This is a genomic window from Streptomyces sp. NPDC057939 (assembly GCF_042887545.1).
Taxonomy (GTDB): domain Bacteria; phylum Actinomycetota; class Actinomycetes; order Streptomycetales; family Streptomycetaceae; genus Streptomyces.
Window position 1 is genome coordinate 99,328 of the sequence record NZ_JBHVPG010000007.1, and the last position, 19,605, is coordinate 118,932.

A 19,605-nucleotide genomic window follows, 5' to 3' on the forward strand; every position below is an offset into this window, starting at 1 on the left:
GCGGGGCCCGGTCCTGCCGCCTCCGCCAGCACACCAGGCGCGGGCGCCCGGCCGTAACGACCTACTGGAGGAACGGGCGGAGGAACGCCGGAGGAACGGGCGGGGGAACGGGCGAGCGGACAGGCCGGCGGACGGCTTCGGTCGTACGGGTCAGCCGACGATGCCGACGATGGCCGCGTTGCTGAGGTTGGCCAGCGTGCCCGCGAGCAGGGCCAGGAGGCCGAGGCGGGCGACGTCGGCCCGCCGCTCCGGAGCCAGCGCGCCGAAGGAGCCCAGTTGGATGGCGATCGATCCGAAGTTGGCGAACCCGGCGAGGGCGAAGGTGGTGATGAGCACCGTCTTGGGTTCGAGCGAGGAGATCTGCGGGCCGAACGAGGCGTACGCGACGAACTCGTTGATCACCGTCTTCTGCCCGAGCAGGCTACCCACCGTGGAGGCTTCGTCCCAAGGCACTCCGATGAGCCATGCGACCGGTGCGAAGATCCACCCGAGTACCTCCTGGAACGTCAGGCCATCGACGCCGAACCAGCTTCCGACCACGCCGAGGATGCCGTTGGCCAGGGCGATGAGCGCGACGAACGCGATGAGCAGGCAGCCCACGATGACCGCGAGGCGCCCGCCGCTGAGCGCGCCGCGTGCGAGGGCGTCGATGACGTTGGCCGACTCCGTGTCGCGGACGCCCCGGATGTCGCCCTGCTGCTCCGCCTGCTCGGTCTCCGGGTAGATCGCCTTGGCGATGACCAGCATGGCGGGCGCGTTCATGACGCTCGCCGCCAACAGGTAGGGCAGTGGGGCGCCGAGCAGCGAGTATCCGACCAAGGTGGAGCCGGCCACGGACGCGAAACCGCCCGTCATGCAGGTGAACAGCTCCGAGCGGGTGAGCCGTCGCAGGTACGGCGCGATGAGCAGCGGTGCCTCGGACTGGCCGAGGAAGATCACCGTCGTGGCCCAGATCGACTCGACCCGGCTGGTCCCGAGTAGCCGGGAGATGGCCCCGCCGACGATCTGCACGATCCACTGGATGACGCCGACGTAGTAGAGCAGCCCGACGAGCGCGCCGAGGAAGATGATGACCGGCAGCACGCCGATGGCGAAGGGGACGGAGGAGCCCTTGGCCAGCGATCCGAAGAGGAACTCCGTTCCCGCGGTCGTGTAGCCGATCACCTTCGCGATCAGGTCGGCGAACCAGCGCAGGGCTTCGCGGCCCGGTTCCCACTTCAGCACCAGCAGGGCGAACCCCACTTGCAGGGCGAGGCCGAGGCCGAGCGTGCGCCATTTGATCTGTCGCCGGTGGCGCGAGATGGCGTAGCACAGGCCGTAGATCACGAGAAGGCCGAGCAGGCCCTGCAGCCGAGTCATCGGACGCGAACTCCCCCATCGGGCCGAGCAGGCCCCTCGTGGCCCGACGGGCTCGTGTGTTTGCGTGCTTGTGCACTTGCTTGCTTGCGTGCGTGTTTGCCTGCGTGCTTGCGTGTGTGTTTGCCTGCGTGCGTGCTTGCTTGTGGCGGGCCGGAAGGCAGCGGGCACACCGGGTGGTCACACGGCATGCACGGCCGGTCGGGCCCGCACATTCGGAACCTACGAGACAAACCACCCTCGGGGTCTCAGGACACGCCCGACTCCTCCCCGGGCAGGTCGGTACAGGACACGATGGGCCGCCGATCGGTGTCGCTCGTCGCGGCGCCGCCGGTGGGCGGGGTGCCGTCGGCCGGGGCGCGCCGACCGGGGCCTCACCCGTGGCCTCTCAGGCCGGGCCTCTCAAGCCGGGCCTCTCAAGCCGGGCCTCTCTCGGGTGAGGTGTCCGGCGTCCTCGACCAGGGCGAGGGAGGCGTGGCGCCCGTCACGGGATCACGCGGCAAGCCCGCCGATCCGGATCCTCTCAGGGTTCGCCGTTCCGTCGGCGGGCTCCGGGGAAATGCCGACGGCCTGCTCCAGGGCCCCGCGCACGGCGCGCTCCGCGGCCGTCCGTGTGTGCGGCGCCCTGTCCCACCGGCGGGCGACGTACCCGTCGGGCCGGACCAGGACGGCCCCGCCGGGGCCGATGCCGTACCGGGCGGGGAACGTCGCGCGGGGATCGCGCAGCGTGCCGTTCGGGCCGCCGATCCGGTGCACGGCGAGCGGAACGCCGAGTCCGGCAGCCGCCCGCCGTCCGGCGGACGGCCAGCATGCGCCGAGGGGACCGGCGAGCAGGGTGAATCCCGTCCCGAAGAGGTCGAGCACCGATAGCCGCCCGCTGTCGTTCCGCAGCCACAGGTGCGGGGCCCGGCTGCCGGGCCGCCCGGTGGGGTGGTACGGGTCCTCGCAGGGGCCGGCGTCCGGGCCGCCCGCGGGGTCGGGGTACAGGTAGCCGAGTTGGAGGGTCTCCGGGTGCAGTGCCTCGGGACGGCCGCGGGCGGTGGCGAGGACGTGCCACAGCGTGTGGGCCGCCACGCGGCTCCGCTCGACGTCGTAGGTGTCGAGGAGGCGCTCGCCCGCTCGCCCGTGCAGCACGGCGGCGAGTTTCCAGGCGAGGTTGTGGGCGTCCTGGATCCCCGTGTTGCCGCCGAGTCCGCCGATCACGGGCATGGTGTGGGCGGCGTCGCCCAGGAGCAGGACCCGGCCCTCGCGGAACCGTTCGGCCACGACGGCCGAGGCTCCCCAGCGCAGCACGCTGCGCACGTCGGGTTCCACGTCGGGCAGGCCGGTGACCTGGCGGATCCGTTCCCGGGCGAACCGGTGGAGCGCCTCGTCCTCCGCTCCGTCGACGAACGGGCTGTCGGGGATGCCGTACTCCCACAGGGGTGCCTGCGGTGTGCCGCGGGCGAAGAGCACCTGGCTGCCGGGGAACACGACGGCGGTGGGGCGGCGGCCGTGCAGTACGGGGTCGAGGTCCGCGGCGAAGACGGTGCTGAGGAAGCGCGGTTCACCGCGGCGGCCGTGCAGTTCGATGCCGAGTGCCTCCCGGACGGGGCTGCGCGTGCCGTCCGCGGCGAGGAGGTAGGCGCACCGGACGGTGCTGGACCGGCCGGTGGCGCGGTCGAGGATGCGGGCGGTGACGCCGTGGGGATCCTGGTCGAAGGCGGTGAGTTCGCAGCCGAAGAGCACCCGCGCGCCGCTGCTGCGGGCATCGGCCAGCAGGATCGGTTCGAGGTGGTTCTGGTCGCAGAGGCGGCTACCGGCGGGGCTGATGGGCCGGGTCGGGTCGCCCGCGGGGCCGAGGGGGGCGTACGACGTGTCGGCGAGGGTGTCCGCCCGGTACCAGCCGCTGGGGCGGCGGCTCACGGCGTCGACGGCGGCTTCCAGGCCCACGGATCGGAGCACCTCGCCCGAGCGGGCGGTGAGGACCCGTGACCGGGGGTGGGTACCGATGCCGGGGTGGCGTTCCACGACGAGGCATTCCACGCCGTGGTGGGCGAGCAGCACCGCGGCCGACAGGCCGCTGAGGCTTCCGCCGACCACGAGCACGGGCACGTGGTCGGGTACGGCCCGCGTGTCACCCGTGGGTCGCAGGGCCGGGCCGGGGCCGGTGGCGGTGTTCATACGGGCAGCAGCTCAGCGGACGATCGGGGTCGCCGCGAGGGCCGGGGCGCGGAGCCGGCCGTCGGCGCGCAGCGTGCTGCGGGTCCGGAGGTCGGTCAGGGCAAGCCGGTCGGGTTCCCTCCGGGCACGGGTGGTCGCGTTCGCCCGGTCGCCATGGTTCCTCATCGTGTTCGTCCCTCTCCTGCGGTCGGTCCCCGCCCGCACGTGCCCGGCGGGGCGTGCGTGCGTGCGTTCGGGGCTTCGGGCCGGGTGGTGCGGGGCCGCATCACCCCTCCAGTGCAGCCCGGGAGCTCCCGCGCCGGTGTCCTCCGACCGGCCGAACCTCGGGACGACCGGCCGGGACGACCGCCGGGGAGGGCGCGGGAAGGGCGCCGGGAAGGGCGGTGCGCCGACGGCGTCATGTCGTCCCCTGAATGGCCCGACCGCAGGAAGGGCCGGCCGCGACCGCGCTCCTACGGTGGCGGCAGGAGGGCGAAGGAGACCGCAGGAGGCCGCCTCAGGAACTCCGGCCCGCATCGTGAGAGGACCCGTCCATGACCACCGCACCTTCGAGTCCCGCCCCGGTCGCCGCCGCCACTGCCGTGCCGGTGACCGGCCTGCCGTACCTCGGCTCGGGAATCGGCTACCGCACCGAGATCAAGGACGCCATCGGCTCCCCGGCGAGCCGCGTCGACTGGCTCGAAGTGATCTCCGAGCACTACCTGTTCGCGCCGCCCGACGTCCGCGACGTCCTGCACCGTCTGCGACGCCGGTTCCGGATCGTGCCGCACGGACTGGAGCTGTCGATCGGTGGCCCGCACGAGCCGTCCCCCCGTTACGTGGACGCTCTGGCGCAGCTGGTCGAGGAGATCGACGCGCCCTGGTTCAGTGACCACCTGTGCTTCACCCGGGCCGCGGGCGTGGCCCTGAGCACGCTGACACCGCTGCCACGGACCCGGGAGATCGCCCGTGAGGTGGGTCGTCGCGCGCAGCGCGTCCAGGCCGCCGTCGGCAGGCCGCTCATCCTGGAGAACGTCACGTACTACATCGATCTGCTGTCACCGTTGTCCGAGGCGCAGTTCATCGCCGAGGTGATGGAGCACTGCGAGTGCGGGCTGCTGCTGGACCTGACGAACCTCGACATCAACGCGCGCAACCACGGGTATTCGGCGATGGAGTTCCTCGACACGATCCCGGTGGAGCGGGTCGTCCAGGTTCACCTGGCGGGCGGGACCGGCGGCGAGGACGACCGGATGGACCTGGACACGCACAGCGAGCCGGTGCCGCCCGCGGTCTGGGACCTGCTCGCGGAGTTGGTGGACAGGGCCCCGTTGCGCGCCACGCTGCTGGAACGCGACCAGAACTTCCCCGACGACTTCGGCGTGCTGCAGGCGGAGCTCGACCACGCCCGGCAGATACTCGACGGCGCCCGGAGCGCGCGGGCGGGGGTGCGGTGATGGGCCTGCGCGAGGCGTTCGCCTCGGTCATCGCCTCCCCCGGCACCCTGCTGCCCGTGCTGCGCGAGGACCCCGGTCGGGTCCAGGGATGGTTCGGCCTGTCCGACGCGGAGCTGGCGGCGCTGGCCGGGGTCGACGGGGACAGCTACTCGTTCATGGCCGAGGAGAGCGGCGCCAAGCGGCGCATCCACCTCTCGGTCGGCATCCCCCGGACGGTGAGCGAGCTCACGGAACACCATCCGGATGTGCTCGAAGCGTTCCTGACCACGACCACGCTCGCGGAGGACCCCGACGATCCGACGGGAATCGTCCGGGCCTGCGAGCGCCTGCTGGAGTTCGACCGGATGCCGGCCGCCACGGCCGACTTCGGCCGGTTCGAACTCGACCAGTACCTGCTGCTCAACGATTCGGTGGCCGCCGAGGCCTGCCGCCCGGCGCCCGCGGCGCAGCTTCCCCCCGCACCGCCTCCCGCACAGCTCGCGCACGCCGTGGAACAACAGCTCGTCCTGTCGCCGGCCGTTCGCGTGGCGACGTACGAGCACGACGTGACGGACCCCGAAGCTCCGGTCCGGATGCCCCGGGAGGTGGTGACCGTCCTGCTGCAGCGGGCGTGGGACGCGCCTCTGCGGGCGTACCGGATCGGGGCCGGTACCGGACTCCTCCTGTCCTGCTGCGACGGCACCCGCACGGGCCGGGAGGCCGCCCGCGAGGCCGACCTGCCGGAGGCCGAGGCCTTGGAACTGCTGGAGCGGCTGGTGAGCGTCGACATCGTGCGCGTGGCGCCCGCGATCGTCCACCAGGGTCGCCCGATCGTATGACGCGGCCTCCCCCGCCCGTCCGGTGTCCTGGAAGAGGAACCTTCCATCCGCTCCGACAAGGAGGAAGCACCATGAAAAGCTCGATGCGCGAAACGCACGTCGACGTGGGCCAGGCTCTCTCGCTGGCTCCGTTGCCGGACGCCGTGGTGGCCCGCCGGTCCGGCCCGCCCCGGGACTTCAACTGCTTCTGCGTCTTCTGCAACCGGGCGGACGACACGTCCATGTCCCACCCGAGGCGTGCCGCGGACCGCCGGTCCGGCTGAACCGCGGCCCTGTCGCCCGCCCGACGAAGCCGCTCGAACCGCAAGGGATACCGGAACCGGGCGGCGCGCCGGGAGCGCGCCGCCGTCCGCGGAGACCGTCCGCAGGGGCCGGCGGATCACTCCTCGTTCCACTGGCCGGTCTCACTCCTGGTTGAGCCAGCCGCATACGTAGTACTGCTGGTTCGAGTCCCGCTCGATGATCCACTGGTTGAGGACGTCGCCGGCGGGCTTCCCCGTCTCGATGTCGCGCCGGGTGATCCTCGCCTCCACGCTGAGCTGGTCCATGTTCGGGGGGATCTCGTAGGGCTGGAGTTCCCAGCGGTCCACGAAGTAGCCGTTGAGGACGAATCCGAGCAGGCCCGCTCGCATCCGGGGGCAGGTGCCCCGGCGCAACGACGTCATGTCGTGGTCGGCCAGGCCGTTCATGTAGAGCGCGAAGACGCTCTCGATGGCTTGGCGATCGAGGGGCGCGCGTACGGGCTCAGGGGTTGGAGTGGGGGTTGGGGTTGGGGTTGGGGTTGGGGTCCGGGTCGGGCTGGACGGTACGGACGGGGTCGGTGCGGGAGGAGAAGGGGACGGGGTACGGGGGTTGGGCGTCGTGGAGTCGGTCGCGCGAGTGCGGCCGGGGTCGTCGTCCGGGGATCCGGACTCCGGTAACCACCAGGGCACCGCGACCATCGCGGCCACGACGACGCCCACCAGACGGGCCGCCCAGTACACCCTCCGCCGGGTCGGACGGGCGGGACCCTGCCCCGGCGGGGCCACCTCGGGTGCGGGTTCCCGTGCCGGTGGGGCCGCCCCGGGTGCGGCGTCCGCCTCCGCGCCGAGCCGCAGCGTGGACGCCGAGGTCGGCTCGGGCTCCGGCCCTGGGGGCCCCGCCCCGCCCGCCGGTCCGGCGAGGAGGTCGTACGCCTCCTCGGCGGTGAGACGCTCCGCAGGGTCCTTGCGGAGGAGACCCATCAGCACGGGGGTGAGCCCACCGGCGCGGACCGCGATGGCGGGTTCCTCGGTGGCGACCGCGACGAAGACGGCCCAGGACCCGGAGCCACTGAACGGGGGGTGCCCCTCGACAGCGGTGAACAGGGTCGCCCCGAGGGACCACAGGTCGGATTCGGCGGTCGCCGGCAGACCGCGCACCTGCTCCGGGGACATGTAGGTCGGGGTCCCCATGAGGGCCCCCGTCCGGGTCAGACCGGGCTCGCCCTCCACGGCGGCGATCCCGAAGTCGGTCAGCACCACCCGTTCGCCTTCGAGCAGCACGTTCGCGGGCTTGATGTCCCGGTGGGTGACTCCCGTGGCGTGCACGGCGCGCAGCGCGTCCAGGATCTGTCGGCCGATCCCGGCCACCCGGGCCGGCGGTAACGGGCCTTCCTCCTTGACCAGGTCGTCCAGGGAACGGCCGTGGACGAGTTCCATCACGATCCACGGGCGGCCGTCGTCGCCCGCTATCCGGTCGTGGACGGTGATGACACCCGGATGCTTCAGCCTGGCGGCCGCGCGGGCCTCGCGATCGAGGCGGCCGATCCAGGCCCGGCGCAGGGAGGCGTCGAGGTCGTCCGGGAGCCGAAGCTCCTTGAGGGCGACCTCCCGGTCGAGTTGCTCGTCGTGGGCCCGCCACACGGTCCCCATGCCGCCCTGGCCGAGCAGTTCGGCCAGCCGGTACCGGCCGGCCAGCAGTCGTCCGCGATCGTCAGTCACGCCCGGAACCTAACCCAACGCACCCGGGCATGAGAACGCACCCCTCCTCCCGACCCGCGCCCGAGGCCGCCGGTGCCCGAAAGCGCAACCGGCGCGCCGGCCGGAACACGCGGCCGCTCACACGGCGGCCGGTGACCATACGGTGGGAGGCCGACCTCGCGAGTCGGCGTCGAACGGGCGGTACCGGGCGTCCTGGAAGCCCTCCCACGGCCGCTGCGAACTCATGGGGTCGGACTGCGCGGCCGACGGACGCGGCTTCCTTCAGGCCCAGTTCGGCAGGTCGGTGCCCCACCGGGTGGATGCACGGCTCCAGTTCGCGGGTGCGCCGTCGTAGTGGAGCGGGGACAGGGCATGACGCAGCGGACCGTAGGGCGATCCGGTGTCGGTGAGCCAGGATTCGGGGTCGTAGGTGTCGGCATCGCCGCGTGCGGGAGTGGGGCGGATGCCGTGCATCAGCCAGGACGCCGTGCCTGCCAAGGAGAGGCGGAGATGCCGTCCACCGCCGCTGATCCGGCGGTCGCTCAGTGCACGAAGGACGGCGGCGGCGAGCAGATACCCGGTGCCGTGGTCCAGTGCCTGTGCGGGCAGTACGCCCGGGCGTCCGTCGGCCGTGGCCTCGATCGCGGCGATGCCGGTGCCGGCCTGGACCAGGCTGTCGAAGCCGCGTCGCTCCGCCCAGGGGCCGGACCAGCCCCACGCACACAGTTGGGCGACGATCAGGTCGGGATGCCGGGCCAGGAGTGCGTCGGGGCTCAGTCCGTGCCGGTCCAGGGCTCCGGGGCGGTAGCCGGTCACCACGACGTCGGCCTGGCCGAGGAGGTCCTCGAACGTGTGCCGATCGCCGGTGCGGGTGAGGTCCAGCAACGTGGAGCGCTTGCCCATGCCCGTATCGGCATGGGCATCCGCGTCCTCGGGGAGCTGCGGGGCGTCCACGCGCAGTACGTCGGCTCCGAGCAGCGCCAGCGTGCGGGTGCCGACGGGGCCGGCGATGACGCGGGTCAGGTCCAGGACCCGTACTCCATGCGCGGGCGTGGATGCGGGAGCCTGCGGTCGGGGGTTGCTCCGTCCCACGTGCCGCGTCTCGATCAGGGCGGGACCGGTGGGGGTGGGAACGTCAGGGGTGGGTGCAGCCGGGCCAGGACCGCCGGGCGCGGCCGGGGCTGGTGCGGAGGCCACGGCCACGGCCAGGCCGCCCGCCGCGTAGACGGTCTCCTGGACCTCCCGGGCCGGGCGCGAAGCCAGCTCTTCGGCAAGCACGCCCACCAGCGCCCGGTCCTGCCCGGTGTCCCTGATGCCCAGGGCACCGAGCAGCCGGGCACGGTGATGCGGATAGTTGGCATGGGTGCGCACCCATCCGTCGGCCGTCTGCCAGAACCCGGACAGCGGAGCGAAGGACGTCGGGACCCGACCGTCGATCCGCAGGTGGCGTTCGCTGACGAACGCGGTGGCGACCGCGGCCTCGTTCACCCGCACCGCGGGCACCCGCACGTCGTTGCGCAGCGCGAGCAGTTCGGCCGCCGCCAGCGAGGACACTCCCACCACGGCCCGCGCCAGCTCCCGCACCGGCAGACGCGACGGCAGGAGCTCGCCCGCCTCCTCGAAGGACACGTTCCGAACCAGTTCGCCCCGACCCCCCAGCGCCGCCCAGGCGTGTGCGGTGGCCGCGTCCTCGGTGTACGTCACCCGCTCATTGTGCGACACCTACAGCACGACGCCGTGGAGCGGGGCCGCATCGGAACCGGTCCCGGATGCATCTCCTCCACGACCCTCGCGCGAACGATCTCCGGCCCGCCGCACGCCCGTTGCTCGGATTGGCAGGCCTGTGCCCGGGGCACACCGGTCGACGCTTCGGGCGCCTGACGCCGACCACTGCCGTAGCGCCCGCATGGCTGCTCCCGCGCGCGCTGGGGGTTGGCGGCGGCTCCGGAACACCTCGCGGTCCCCCAAGCGCACAACGTGGCTCGGAGGTTGCCCCCAAGGATCAACCCACGGCCTCCCGCCCGGAACGGAGTTCGCCGTTCACCGGTGGTCGTGCGGCGGCCGGGTGCTCGGGGCGAGTTGGGTGGCCAGGAGGGTCAGGCCGCGGCGGAGCCTGCGGAAGTAGGTGGCGCGGCTGAGGTGCAGGGCGCGGGCGATCTGGTGGTGGGTGCGGGGCCGGCCCAGGTAGTACGCGGCCAGGATGGCGCCCGCCTCCCTGTCCGTGGGGGCCGAGGAGGCGGCGAGGGCGGCCACGCCGTCGGTCAGCCAGGCGCGCAGCCGGGGCGGGGACGACAGCTCGGGCAGGGCCAGCAGAGGGTTCCCGGCGAGGCCGCCCGGCTCCCTGAGCGCGGCCAGGGCCCGGCCGACGAGGGCCGGCAGGTTCTGGTCGGTCAGGGCCGCGAGCCCTCCCCCGCTCGGCGGTACCGTCCCGGGGGCCGCGGGCGGGCCCGCGCCGAGACGGCGGACCCACCCGGCGAGGCCGGTGGCGGTGAACTCCTGGCTGTAGACCTCCGGGCGGCGCCCGCACCGGTAGACGTCGTCCCGGATGCCGCCGTGCCGGCGGAAGCTCAGCGCGTGCAGCAGGCTCTGGTAGTCCGGGCTCGCCGTGGAGACGAGGAGGTGTCCGGCGAGGGTCGCCTGCACCAGGATGTGGCGCAGCATCTGCGCGTGCGCGCCCGCGTCCGCCCCGTACGCCGCCCCCAGGAACAGCCCGGCGCCGCTCCCGGCCCCGATCCCGCCGCCCGACCCGCCGCCGTCGTCGCCGTCGTCGTCGGCCGCCGGTCCGGGGGTGAGGAGGCCGGGTGCGTGCTGCTGGAGCAGCGGTTCGATTCCGTCGGCGGTGTCCGGGCCGACGGGTACGAGGGCGGCGAGCGCCACGGGCGCCCCGTCGCGGTCCCGGGCGAGGTGGAACGCGGTCGGGGCGGACGCCAGCCAGCCTTCCGTGACCCGCTCCGAACGCCGTGGGTCGAAGCCGTTGCGGACCGCCCAGCGATGCATCAACCGTCCGATGTCATCGGCGTCGCCGGAGCGGGCGGGCCGGATCAGGGCATCGTCCTCGACGGGCGGGAACAGCGAACGTCGCAGGGCGGGTTCGCCGGACAGGAACAGCCCCTGCTCGACGATCCGGGCCTGCTCTCGCGGGTCCCGGCGTTCGGTGAGCAGCGTCTGCCGGTAGCCGGCCGCGCGCGTCCGGACGTCCCGGTGGGCCTGTGGTCTGCGCCAGGCGTAGGCGAGTTCGAACAGCGACCGGTACGGTTCGCGCACCGCCAGCCCGAGCGGCCCCCGCCGGACCAGGCTCAACGCGGCCAGCGCGGAGAACACCTCCGGCCCCGCGGTGAGCAGCCGCTCGTCGCCGGCGCCCACGGTGGCCAGTAGCCGCAGCGCGTGCCGGTCCCGGCCCCCGGACCGCGGCCGTTCGCGGTCGAGGCGCGCGAGCACTTCCTCGGTCACCGCGTCGGCGACGGCGCCTGGCGCGTCGGCGGGGGTTCCGGCGAGGAGCTCCCGGGCGGCGAGGGTGGCCGGCAACGGGTACCCGCCGGCCAGGCGCACCGCCAGCGCGACCGTCTCCTCGTCCTCCAGCCCGGTCGCCCTGACGAGGGCTTCGATGTCCTCGGTCGGCCACGGCTTCAACGCCACGACGGACGGCGAGTGCCGGTCAGCCCAGCCGGACAGTCCCCGCAGCGGCCGCCGACTCACCACCAGCACCGACGGCGTCCCCGGAGCCCGCCTCCGACCTCCCGAGGAGCCCGCGAACCCGGCGAATCCCGCGAACCCCGTGGCCGCAGGCAGCCCCGTGGCTCCCGGATGGTCGAAGGGGCGGGGCTCGGCCAGGGCCGCGGTCACGGCATCGGCCTGGCCCGGGCCGTCCGCGCTGTCGACCAGCAGGAGCCCGTCCCCTTCCACGCCGCGGGCGAGCAGCTCCCGTACCCGGTCCCCGGCGACGGCGGCCGACATTCCGCACAGGTCGACCATGGCGCACAGGTCGACGCCGGCGGCCACGGGCAGTTGCCGGGCCAGGGTGCTCTTCCCACTGCCGAGGGGGCCGCAGAGGTTGACCACGGAGTGCGAGGCGAGGGCGGCGGACAGGGCGCCGAGGCCCGGGGGGATCTTCACGGTCCCCGGACGATACCCATCCGGCGCCCGCCGGGGTCAGCGGTCAACCAGCCGAACCATGGCTGGACTTGATACCTCCGTGAGACTCCGCGATCGCGGCCCGCGGCTAGGGTCTGAACGACCGCGGGGCCCCGGCGGCGCACGTTCCTGCACGGCCACCACCTACCCGAATGGAGTCCGGAGTGAAGCTGGTTCGATGGCTGTCGACCACGGCCACCGCCCTCCTCGCCGCGACCACCCTGCTCACCGCGCCCGCCGCGGCGAGCAGCACCGCGAGTGCCACCGCGGTCACCCCCGCGCGCACCACCGCCGGCGCGGCCGCCGCCCTGGCGCCCACCGCCCCCAAGTACTTCCTCGGCACCGGCTACGGTCCGTACAACATCGCCGTCGACGCCGCCTGGAACACCGCCTACGCAGCGGCCGTGAACGAGGGTTACCTGGCCTCCCGCTGCGCCCGCTCGGCCGGCCCGGCCGCCAACCCGATCGGCGGCAACGGGTACTACCAGGTGCTCGTCGAGATCTACTGCAGCGTGCCGCCGCCTCCGGGCTCCGGCCAGATCACCGGCGTCCACTCCGGCAAGTGCGTCGACGTCAAGGGCGGCAGCCTCAAGGACGGCGCACCGATCCAGCTGTACCAGTGCAACGGAACCGATGCCCAGGCCTGGCGGCTGGAGAGCGACGGTACGGTGCGCGCCCTCGGCCGCTGCATGGACGTCCAGTACGCCAAGACGGAGAACGGCTCCCACATCGGGCTCAACACCTGCCACCAGGGCCTGAACCAGAAGTGGGAGCTCCTGCCGGACGGCCTGCTGCGCAGCGTCCACTCGGGCAAGTGTCTGGACGCCCTCGGTTGGGCCACGGGCAACGGCACCCGCCTCGGAATCTGGGACTGCGCCCCGCAGCACACCAACCAGCAGTGGCGCGGCGCCCCCCTGGGCACCTGATCCCCACGCACCACCACCCCGACCCGCCTCCGCACGGCCCCCGGTACACCCGGTCCCGTACGAAGGCGGGTCCGCGGCACGGGTCGACGCCTGCGGGCACGCACGCAGGAACGCACGCGCGGGGCTGACGGCCCGGCGGCCCGGCGGCGGGCCGGACGTCGAAAACGAGTGCCGAAAACGAGTCCGGTACTTAGCCGCAGCGTTGGCTTGTCGTGACCCCGACCAGGGATGATGACGCTTTGTGCTCACCAACATCATCTCTGCCGCCGGTCTGGCCGTCCTCCTCTGGGCGCTCGTTCACACCACCCGTCTCGCCGTCCGCAACCGCAAGGCTCGGGACTTCGACGCCGCCGCCTACGGCCTCGTCCCCCGCGAGCAGCTCGACAGCCGGCGCTCCGGCCCGCCGCGGGACGAGCCCGCGCTGCGCCTCGCCGTCGACGCTGCCCGCGACGGCGAGTGGGAGCCGGCGGCCGGGCTCCTCGCCGTGACCGCGGAACACCAGGACTGGGCGGAGCGCCGGCGGCTCGTCGAGGTGTTCGCGGACCTGGCCGTGGAGGACGAGCGCTGGCTGCGGATCTGGCGGGCCAAGCGTCCGCAGGACGCGGACGCCGTCGTCGTGCACGCCCACGCCCTGCTGCTCCGCGCCTGGGCGGCGCGCGGCGAGAAGTACATCAAGGAGACCTCCGACTCGCAGGTCGCGTTGTTCGGGGAGCTGCTGCCGACCGCCATGTACGCCGCCCACGAGGCGGCCAGGCTGGCACCGGCCGATCCGTCCCCGTGGGTCACGATGATCGCCGCCGCGCGTGGCCTGGGGCTGTCCCACGACGAGTTCCGCCGGCTGTGGACCGAGCTCACGAGCCGTGCTCCGCACCACTACGACGCGCACTGGCAGGCCCTCCAGTACTGGTGCCAGAAGTGGTACGGCTCGCACCAGCTCATGTTCAAGTTCGCGAAGGAGGCGACGGCCTCGGCTCCGGCCGGGAGCCTGATGTCGGGCATCTACCTGCACGCCGTGCACGAAGCGGTCCTTCAGGACGGCGAGGCGGCCTACCGCACCTGGGTCACCAAGCCCGTGCTCGCCCTGATCCGCGCCGACCTGGCGCAGGCCGACCCGGAGGACCGACGGCTTCCGGCGATACGCCACCTGTACGCGGCCGTGCTCCTGAAGACGGGCCGGTACGCGGAGGCCCTGGCGCAGTTCCGGCTCCTCGGCGGGTGGTGCGGAGCGGCGCCCTGGACCGACGCGCGGGATGCGGCGGCGGCGTTCCACCACGCCCGGGGCCTGGCGGCCCTCCACTCGGGGCGCCCCGGTAGGGCCTCGACGGCGGCGGACGCGGCCCGCCTCTGATTCGACCTCGCACGTCGGCCCGCCTCGGCCCTCTTCTTCGGCCTACCGCGGTGCGGTGCGGTGGTCATGTGTCCGGCAAGCAGAGCCAGACCTCGGAGGGGGTGAGGCCGTGCTCGTTGGTCATCGTGCCGCACGGGCAGGCCAACGCGATCTGTCGCCAGTCACCGGTGACCGTCCACGGCCCGCCCGCACTGCCACACCTCGGGCAGGTGAAGGTCCGGGCCGTCCATACCCCGGGGGAAGGCCTGCCGTAGTGCCGGAACCTGCCCGTGTACCGGGCCTGCCAGGGCTCGGCCGGCGGGGTGAGGGGGACGGTTCCGGGCTGGTTCGGTATCGCCCCCGGTGTCGCCTTCCGTGTCGCCTTCGGTGTCGCCAGGATGGTGAACAGGGCTATCAGGTCGGGCAGTAGGGCCTCTCCCTCCTCGGTCGGCGGCACCACCGCACCAGTCGTTGTCCCGTGCGGGACTCCGTACCTCGGCGCCGCCGCTGCGGGCGACGGAGTCGGAGCGGCGTGCCAGGGCAGGAGGGCGCGAGCGACCGCGGCGAGCAGGGCTGCGGCCGACGGGCTGACAGACCCCGCGTCGAGGTGGTGAACGGCGCTGCGCAGGATGCGTTGGAGCCGCCGGTCCCGATCCAGGGTCCGGGTCCCCTCCGTCGAGTGCTTCCGCGTGGGGAGCGGCGCGGTGAGCCGGGCGAGGACGGCGCCCGCGGCATGGGCGTCAGCCGGCGACGGAGTCCACTGCTCGGCGGCCAGGAGCCGCCGAGCACGCCCGGACTCCCGCGTCAGCGCGCGTGTCGCAAGTACCGCGTCGGGTTCCGCCGGGGCTGTGTGCTCTCGGGTCATGGCTCAGCATCTCCGTTCCGTCACCGCGTCCGCTGGCGGGTCCGCTGGCGGGTCCGTTGGCGCGTCCCACGCTGCGCGCAGGTGGAAATCCCATCACAAGAATGCCGGTCCCGGCGGACAGAGGCGGCCGGAAACACTGGGCCGCCTGCCGGACAGCACAGCACAGGCGGCAAGTATCCTCCCGGGATGCGCATACGAAGATCATTCGTTCTACTCGCGGCAGCGGCCCTGCCGATCGGTGCCTGTACGGCGCCCGACTCCGAGGAACCAGCACGCCAACCGCAAGCCGGCATCGCTCAGCTCAGCGCCGGTGAGCTCCAGAGCCGGTGGTGGAGTTGGGCGGCCTCCAGCCCCGAGGACTCCAACCCGGTGTCCGACCCCGACGGCAGCTTCTGCGCACAGAACCAGCCCTCCGACGCCTGGTTCCTCGCGGGCACGTTCGGTGGCAAGGCCGAGCGGCGCTGCTCGATCCCGGCGGAACGTCCGGTGGCCTTCCCGCTGCTCAACTTCACGGGTACGAAGGCCGAGTGCACGGCACGGCTGGCCGAGGCGAAGGGCACCGTCAAGCTCGGCACGACCGAGGTCCCCGTGGAGCGGATCGAACCCACCCCCATCCGGATCACCGGTGTCGAGGGCAACCCCGTTACCGGGGAGGCGGGTTCGCTGAACACGCACGGCTGCGGACTGTGGGTCCGGCTGGGACCGGTACCCGTGGGGAGCACCTCCCTGACCATCGAGGGCTCCGCCGGATCGTTCTCGCTCTCGGTCTCCTACGACCTCCAGGTGGCGTAGGGGCGGGACCTTCGCACACGACCCCCGGGGACGAGGGGACAGTCGCCGCTGCCGGAGCCGCCGGACACCGGACACCGGAGCCGACCGCACTGCCGGGCGGCCCGGTCTCAGGCTCGGCGGGCGAATCGGTCCAAGGCGCCGAGGACATGGCCGCGTGTCGTGTCGCTGCCCAAGTGGCCCGCGTCCCCGACGACGATCAGCTCGGCGTCGGGCCATGCCCGGGCGAGTTCCCACGCGGTGTCGAGCGGGCCTCCCATATCGAGCCTGCCGTGCACCAGCACACCGGGCGTGCCGGCCAGACGGTGGGCGTCACGGAGCAGGGCGCCCTCCTCCAGCCACGCGCCGTGGGAGAAGTAGTGGGAGCAGATGCGGACGAAGGCCAGGCGGGCGGCCGACGGGCGGTCACCGTAGGGGTGCGAGGCGCCGTCCGTCTCGCCCGACAGCACCGCGTCCTCCCAGGCGCACCAGTCGGCGGCGGCCTTCTCCCGTACCGCGGCGTCCGGGTGTTCCATGAGGCGCCCGTAGGCCGCGACGATGTCGCCGTCCGGCGGTGTGCCTGCGGCTCCGGCGAGGAAGCGTTCCCATTGCTCGGGGAAATACCGGCCGACCCCGCGGTAGAGCCATTCGATCTCGGAGCGCCTGGTGGTGGTGACGGCGGCGATGACGATCTCCGACACCTGCTCGGGGTGCGTCTCGGCGTAGGCCAGGATCAGGGTGGAGCCCCACGACCCGCCGTACAGCAGCCAGCGGTCGATGCCGAGGTGCTCCCGTAGCCGCTCCATGTCCGCGATCAGGTGCTGGGTGGTGTTGTGCCGCATGTCCGTCGCGGGGTTGCTCGCGTGCGGGGCACTGCGGCCACAGCCCCGCTGGTCGAAGAGCACCACCCGGTACCGCTCCGGATCGAAGTACTGGCGGGCCGCGGCGCCGCATCCGGATCCCGGCCCGCCGTGAACGACGAGCGCCGGTTTGCCCTCCGGGTTGCCGCACACTTCCCAGTACACGAGGTTTCCGTCGCCGACATCGAGGATGCCTGTCTCGTACGGCTCGGCCGGCGGGTACAGCTCGCCCACTTCAAGACCTCCAGAGCATCAGGACGACATGCAACAGCGCATGCAACGCTGTCTGGTGGTAGCCAACACGGCCGGGACGACGGCCGCAACGCCCCAGCGCCGTCGAGGACCGTGCCGGCGCTCAAGTACCGTCCGTTCCGTGACCGCCCTCGATTTCCCCCATTCCCACGATTCCCACGATGTTCTCGATTCCCACGATGTTCTCGATTCCCTCGTCCGCCTTTGCCGGCCGCCCGCCGACCCGCCGCCCGCGGTGGATTGGGCGCAAGCGGAGCATGTCCTGGGTGCCACCTTGCCCGCCGACTACAAGCGACTGGTCGACGTGTACGGCGACGGCATCTTCGACGACACGATCTGGCTGCTCGTTCCCAACTCCCCCTACGACGAATGCGACCTGCACGCGCAGGCAGCGGAACGGGCCGAGATCCTGTCCGACCTGTGGGAGTTCGAGGCGAAGCCTGCCGGCCTGCTGGAGGCGGAGGCACGGGTCCTGCCGTGGGCGTTCGAGGAGGGCACGGGGGCGTTCCTGTACTGGCTGGTGAGGCCCGGTCAGGATCCCGACGAGTGGACCGTGCTCTACAACGAGGGGCGCGGACCGCTCTGGGAGCACCACGAGATGGGGTGCGCGGCCTTCCTTCTGGGGGTGCTCACGGAAACGGTGGAAACGGAGTACTTCGGCTGCCTCCACGACGCGCCGAAGCCAACGGAGCACCGCTTCGAGACGGCTGCCCGGACCATCGGAGCGTCCCGGCGCTGACTCCGTCAGTGCACTGCCACCGCCCGGATCGAGCCGAAGCAAGGTGGTGGTGGCCATCCGGGCTGCGCGCGCCGGCCGTCATCCAGGACCGGACGGCTTCCTGACCGGGGATGAGCAAGCCGGTCGTTCAGGGCGCGCAGCCCCGAAGCAGCGAGCCCGGCGCGACCTGGACCTTCTCCACACCGCGCAGCAACAGAGCGACACGTTCCCCGCCCGCGATGCGCGCGAACTCCACCCACACCTCCGGCACGACCAGGAACTGATCGCGTGATTGGAGCTCCGCAGACAGACCGCTTCGATCGATGGCCCCGGTGAGGTCGCCCAGGACCCCTACTCCTCGACCGGTGATCAGGAAGGACTCCGAAACCCGGAACGTCCAGGCCCGATCCGCCCTGGGGGCGTTCGCGAGGATCTCCACCTCCGCAACCGGGCGCAGTCCTTCCGCAAGGGTCAGGCGAGTGCCCGGTCCGCATCCGAACGGCACCCCGGCACCATGCGACCACCAACCATGCACCGCCCCCTCGCCGAGCCCGAGCCCCGGCCCGGCAGGGACGTCATCGAACGTGATGCTCCGCGGATCACCGACCGTCCCGGACCCGGCGAACACCGTCGGCGCGTAGCGACCGCCCGGATGCGGATCCCCACGACCACCGTCCTCAGCGGCGAACCACCGCATCCAGCCGCTCAGTTCCAGGCCGTCACCCAAGCCGCCGCCCAAGCCGTCGGCCATTCCATTGTCCGTGCCATCGTCCACGCCGACATCATCTCCGATCGCGCAGGCGTCACCAGCTGCCGTACTTGCCGGCGTTGGGGCAGCGTGACGGACGAATGGAGCATGGCCGGCTTTGACTCGACGTCCTGCCGGGCCCATCAGCACGCGGCCGGGGCCCGGAAGATGGAGCCAAGCGTCCCGAAAGAAGGACAACGCCCCGGCACCACCACCCCGACGAAGGACTCGGCCGGTCCTGGGGCGGTTCGACCAGCAAGATCCATCTCGCGGGTGAGGGCGGATGCCGGCCGCCGGCCTTCCTGGTCACGCCCGGACAGTGGGGCGACGCACCGCAGACGATCGAGGTCCTGAAGCGCATCCGCGTTCCCCGCCCGCAGCGCGGTCACCCCCGCGCCCGGCCGGACCACCTCGGCGGCGACAAGGCATACCGCTCACGGCGCAACCGCCGCTACCTGCGAAGACGCCAGATCAAGCACACCATCCCCGAACCGAGGGACCAGCGGGCCAACCGCAAACGGCGCGGCAACAAGGGCGGCCGGCCCACCGGCTTCGACAACGAGATCTACGAACGCCGCAACGAGGCCGAGCACACGATCAAACAGCTCAGGAACTTCCGAGCCATCGCCACGCGCTACGACAAGAGGGCCTACGTCTTCCACGACACCGCCGCGGTCGCGGCCGATCCGCTCGTGGCTCCGCCCATGACTCGCCGGACCGAATCTAGGCGGTCTTGGTGGCGTTGCCGAGGATCTTGGTCGGGGTGATGCGGACGACCACGCGCACCTCTTCCGGCGGGGCCTCCAGGTACTCCTTGCCGCCGCCCGGGCCGAGGTATTCCTCGGCGATGCGGACGGCCACCGCGCGGTCGGCGTCCTCGGTAACGGTGGCCGTGCCGCGGATCTCGACGTACAGGTGGGGGTTGGCGAGGTCGAAGACGGTCAGGCCGACGCGTGGGTCGCGGAGTATGTTCCGTTCCTTGCGCCGCCCCTGTTCGGTGGAGATCAGCAGCTCGCCGCCGTCACGGCTCACCCAGACCACCGAACTCTGCGGGCTGCCATCAGGGTTGAGGGTGGCCAAGACGGCCGGGTGCGGTACGTCAAGCAGGCTGCGCACGGTGTCGTTCATCTCAATGGGCATGTGGGGGAGGCTAATCGGGCTCGATGGTGTGGCGCACCGGAATACATTCCCTTCGTGCCGGATCGCCCGGGCGGGGCCCCTCAGGCCACCCTGCCCGCGCCGGACAAGTGACCCGGGCGCGAGGCACTCACGTGATCCGCCGGACGCTGCCCAGACG

The 19,605-nt window shown here is 72.7% G+C and carries 17 protein-coding genes and 1 pseudogene; 8 read left to right on the forward strand and 10 right to left on the reverse strand.

Annotated features, from left to right (window positions below; translation table 11 throughout):
* Nucleotides 1-150: 150 nt before the first annotated feature.
* From ACFVS6_RS10995 to ACFVS6_RS11005, 3 genes are all read right to left on the reverse strand, one after another.
* Complete coding sequence (locus ACFVS6_RS10995; protein ID WP_389702683.1) at nucleotides 151-1,359, reverse strand: NupC/NupG family nucleoside CNT transporter; 1,209 nt, start codon at nucleotides 1,357-1,359, stop codon at nucleotides 151-153.
* 489 nt (nucleotides 1,360-1,848) lie between these two features.
* On the reverse strand, nucleotides 1,849-3,519 hold the full coding sequence (locus ACFVS6_RS11000; RefSeq protein WP_389702685.1) for an FAD-dependent monooxygenase: 1,671 nt from the start codon (nucleotides 3,517-3,519) through the stop codon (nucleotides 1,849-1,851).
* A gap of 12 nt (nucleotides 3,520-3,531) precedes the next feature.
* Nucleotides 3,532-3,684, reverse strand: coding sequence for a hypothetical protein (locus tag ACFVS6_RS11005; protein ID WP_389702686.1), 153 nt, complete (start codon nucleotides 3,682-3,684; stop codon nucleotides 3,532-3,534).
* A gap of 368 nt (nucleotides 3,685-4,052) precedes the next feature.
* On the opposite strand from ACFVS6_RS11005, the gene ACFVS6_RS11010 reads away from it, so the two are divergent.
* The 3 genes from ACFVS6_RS11010 to ACFVS6_RS11020 all read left to right on the forward strand — a co-directional run bounded on the left by ACFVS6_RS11010 (nucleotide 4,053) and on the right by ACFVS6_RS11020 (nucleotide 6,036).
* On the forward strand, nucleotides 4,053-4,955 hold the full coding sequence (locus ACFVS6_RS11010; protein ID WP_389702688.1) for a DUF692 family multinuclear iron-containing protein: 903 nt from the start codon (nucleotides 4,053-4,055) through the stop codon (nucleotides 4,953-4,955).
* Nucleotides 4,955-5,773 (forward strand): hypothetical protein, encoded by an 819-nt coding sequence (locus tag ACFVS6_RS11015; protein ID WP_389702690.1) that lies wholly within the window; start codon nucleotides 4,955-4,957, stop codon nucleotides 5,771-5,773. Before ACFVS6_RS11010 ends, ACFVS6_RS11015 begins: the two co-directional genes overlap by 1 nt.
* Nucleotides 5,774-5,844: 71 nt before the next feature.
* Nucleotides 5,845-6,036, forward strand: a complete 192-nt coding sequence (locus ACFVS6_RS11020) for a hypothetical protein (protein ID WP_389702692.1) — start codon at nucleotides 5,845-5,847, stop codon at nucleotides 6,034-6,036.
* Between the two features lie 141 nt (nucleotides 6,037-6,177).
* Here the strand turns inward: ACFVS6_RS11020 and ACFVS6_RS11025 are convergent, their stop codons facing one another.
* From ACFVS6_RS11025 to ACFVS6_RS11035, 3 genes are all read right to left on the reverse strand, one after another.
* A complete protein-coding gene (locus ACFVS6_RS11025) occupies nucleotides 6,178-7,734 on the reverse strand; it encodes a serine/threonine-protein kinase (RefSeq protein WP_389702694.1) in 1,557 nt (518 codons plus the stop codon).
* Nucleotides 7,735-7,995: 261 nt separating this feature from the next.
* Complete coding sequence (locus ACFVS6_RS11030) at nucleotides 7,996-9,267, reverse strand: CoA transferase (protein ID WP_389702938.1); 1,272 nt, start codon at nucleotides 9,265-9,267, stop codon at nucleotides 7,996-7,998.
* A 486-nt stretch (nucleotides 9,268-9,753) separates the two neighbouring features.
* On the reverse strand, nucleotides 9,754-11,826 hold the full coding sequence (locus ACFVS6_RS11035; protein WP_389702695.1) for a hypothetical protein: 2,073 nt from the start codon (nucleotides 11,824-11,826) through the stop codon (nucleotides 9,754-9,756).
* Between the two features lie 182 nt (nucleotides 11,827-12,008).
* On the opposite strand from ACFVS6_RS11035, the gene ACFVS6_RS11040 reads away from it, so the two are divergent.
* Complete coding sequence (locus ACFVS6_RS11040) at nucleotides 12,009-12,770, forward strand: ricin-type beta-trefoil lectin domain protein (RefSeq protein WP_389702696.1); 762 nt, start codon at nucleotides 12,009-12,011, stop codon at nucleotides 12,768-12,770.
* A gap of 241 nt (nucleotides 12,771-13,011) precedes the next feature.
* On the forward strand, nucleotides 13,012-14,118 hold the full coding sequence (locus ACFVS6_RS11045; protein ID WP_389702698.1) for a DUF4034 domain-containing protein: 1,107 nt from the start codon (nucleotides 13,012-13,014) through the stop codon (nucleotides 14,116-14,118).
* 64 nt (nucleotides 14,119-14,182) lie between these two features.
* Here ACFVS6_RS11045 and ACFVS6_RS11050 read toward each other — a convergent pair whose 3' ends face one another.
* Nucleotides 14,183-14,962: a hypothetical protein gene (locus ACFVS6_RS11050; protein ID WP_389702700.1), complete on the reverse strand. Its 780-nt coding sequence runs from the start codon at nucleotides 14,960-14,962 to the stop codon at nucleotides 14,183-14,185.
* Nucleotides 14,963-15,148: 186 nt separating this feature from the next.
* Between ACFVS6_RS11050 and ACFVS6_RS11055 the strand changes: the two genes are divergently transcribed.
* Nucleotides 15,149-15,754: a signal protein gene (locus ACFVS6_RS11055; RefSeq protein WP_389702701.1), complete on the forward strand. Its 606-nt coding sequence runs from the start codon at nucleotides 15,149-15,151 to the stop codon at nucleotides 15,752-15,754.
* Nucleotides 15,755-15,861: 107 nt separating this feature from the next.
* Here the strand turns inward: ACFVS6_RS11055 and pip are convergent, their stop codons facing one another.
* Entirely contained in the window at nucleotides 15,862-16,824 is a 963-nt protein-coding gene (gene pip / locus ACFVS6_RS11060; RefSeq protein WP_389702703.1) for a prolyl aminopeptidase, read from the reverse strand.
* A gap of 292 nt (nucleotides 16,825-17,116) precedes the next feature.
* On the opposite strand from pip, the gene ACFVS6_RS11065 reads away from it, so the two are divergent.
* Entirely contained in the window at nucleotides 17,117-17,581 is a 465-nt protein-coding gene (locus ACFVS6_RS11065; RefSeq protein WP_389702704.1) for a hypothetical protein, read from the forward strand.
* Between the two features lie 127 nt (nucleotides 17,582-17,708).
* Here ACFVS6_RS11065 and ACFVS6_RS11070 read toward each other — a convergent pair whose 3' ends face one another.
* Nucleotides 17,709-18,335, reverse strand: coding sequence for a hypothetical protein (locus ACFVS6_RS11070; RefSeq protein WP_389702705.1), 627 nt, complete (start codon nucleotides 18,333-18,335; stop codon nucleotides 17,709-17,711).
* A 72-nt stretch (nucleotides 18,336-18,407) separates the two neighbouring features.
* Here ACFVS6_RS11070 and ACFVS6_RS11075 point away from each other — a divergent pair.
* Nucleotides 18,408-19,016 (forward strand): annotated as a pseudogene (locus ACFVS6_RS11075) (IS5 family transposase); the annotation flags it as partial.
* A 15-nt stretch (nucleotides 19,017-19,031) separates the two neighbouring features.
* Here the strand turns inward: ACFVS6_RS11075 and ACFVS6_RS11080 are convergent.
* The gene (locus ACFVS6_RS11080; RefSeq protein WP_389702707.1) at nucleotides 19,032-19,448 is read right to left on the reverse strand and encodes a PPOX class F420-dependent oxidoreductase; all 417 of its coding nucleotides are present in this window, start codon (nucleotides 19,446-19,448) and stop codon (nucleotides 19,032-19,034) included.
* Nucleotides 19,449-19,605 lie beyond the last annotated feature (157 nt).